The following is a 1,368-nucleotide window of genomic DNA, read 5'->3' as shown; positions in this document are numbered from 1 at the left end:
GCGACCAGGTGGTGGCCGCGGCCGTCAGCACGGCGGCCGAGGCCAGCACGCGCGCGGCGAGCGCGGGCGCGGCCCGCCGGGCGAGCACGGGAGCGACCGCCGACAGCAGCAGCGACAGCGCCAGCGGGGCGTACACGTCGAACGTCATGCGCCGGACCTCGTGATCTTCGGCCTCACGCGCCGTCTCCGGCGAGCAGCTCGCGCAGGGCCCGCTCCTCCTCGGCGCTCAGCCCGGTCACGAACTGCTGGAGCGCGGCGATCGGGTCCGGTCCCCGGTCCAGGGCCTCGTGCATCGCCTCGGCGGTCAGCTCGGCTGCGTTCTTGGCCGGCCGGTACGCGCCGCGTCGCCCGTCGGCGTCCCGGAGGACGAGCCCTTTGTCGTACAGCCGCTTGAGGATCGTATGGACCGTGTTGTACGCGAGCCCGCCGCCGATCTCCTGCTGGATCTCCGCCGGGGTCAGCGGTCGCTCGGTGGCCCAGAGGGCGGCCAGCACCTCGCTCTCCAGCTCCCCTGCGCTGCGCCGTTCCGCTCTGCCGCGGGACCCTGTGCCAGCCATGCCCCAACCTTACAGCGCGTAGGGCCGTCGGCCGGATGGCCCTGCCTGCGCGCAGTGGGCGGGTTGTTCGCGTTAGTTTGTCCGTGTTTTCCCCTACTCCCGTCTCCGGCCCTACGGGCCGTAGGGTGACAGTCGGCCCTACGGGCTGTAGGGGACGGGGACGGAGGGGTGGTCATGGCCGGCAGTGCGCACGCGACAGCCGACGCGGCGAGCCAGGAGCACGCGCGCCGCGCCTCCGCCGGCTCCGGGCGCGCCGTCTGGCCGGCGGCGGCCGTCGCCGCGGCCTTCAGTCTGGCCCAACTCGTCCTCGTCCGACCGGGTATGGGGCTCGGCTGGGACGAGACGGTGTACGTCAGCCAGGTCAGCGGACACGCTCCCGCCTCCTTCTTCAGCGCACCCCGCGCCCGGGGCGTGTCCCTTCTGGTCGCGCCCGTGGCGGCGTGGTCGTCCTCCACGGCCCTGCTGCGGATCTACCTCGCCGTCCTCTCCGGCCTCGCCCTGTTCCTGGCCCTGCGCGCCTGGCGGGGACTGTTCCCCGTGCGGTGCCTCGCCCTCGGCGGCGCCCTGTTCGCCTCCCTCTGGGTGACCCTGTTCTACGGCCCGCAAGCCATGCCCAACTACTGGGTCGCCGTCGCCGCCCTGGCCGCCGTCGCCTGCTTCCTGCGCGCCCCCACGGACCGGGGCGCCCTGTCAGGACTGGCGGGGAGCGCGGTGCTGATGGCGTGGATGCGGCCGGTGGACGCCGTCTGGGCGACCCTGCCGCTGCTCGCCCTCGGCCTGGCGCGCCGCCACCGGCGGGCCCTGCTCGTGC

1 protein-coding gene and 1 pseudogene are annotated in these 1,368 nt (G+C 74.7%); one reads left to right on the top strand and one right to left on the bottom strand.

All coding sequences use genetic code 11. The annotated features are described in order from the left end of the window. Window positions 1-173: 173 nt before the first annotated feature. Complete coding sequence (locus tag ABZV94_RS41625; protein ID WP_356350309.1) at window positions 174-557, bottom strand: BlaI/MecI/CopY family transcriptional regulator; 384 nt, start codon at window positions 555-557, stop codon at window positions 174-176. A gap of 174 nt (window positions 558-731) precedes the next feature. Between ABZV94_RS41625 and ABZV94_RS41620 the strand changes: the two are divergent. Beyond that, window positions 732-1,368 (top strand): annotated as a pseudogene (locus tag ABZV94_RS41620) (hypothetical protein); the annotation flags it as partial.

Source organism: Streptomyces sp. NPDC004658 (genome assembly GCF_040609555.1).
GTDB lineage: Bacteria > Actinomycetota > Actinomycetes > Streptomycetales > Streptomycetaceae > Streptomyces.
The sequence above is the reverse complement of the archived record's forward strand: the minus strand, read 5'-3'. Positions and strand labels throughout refer to the sequence as shown.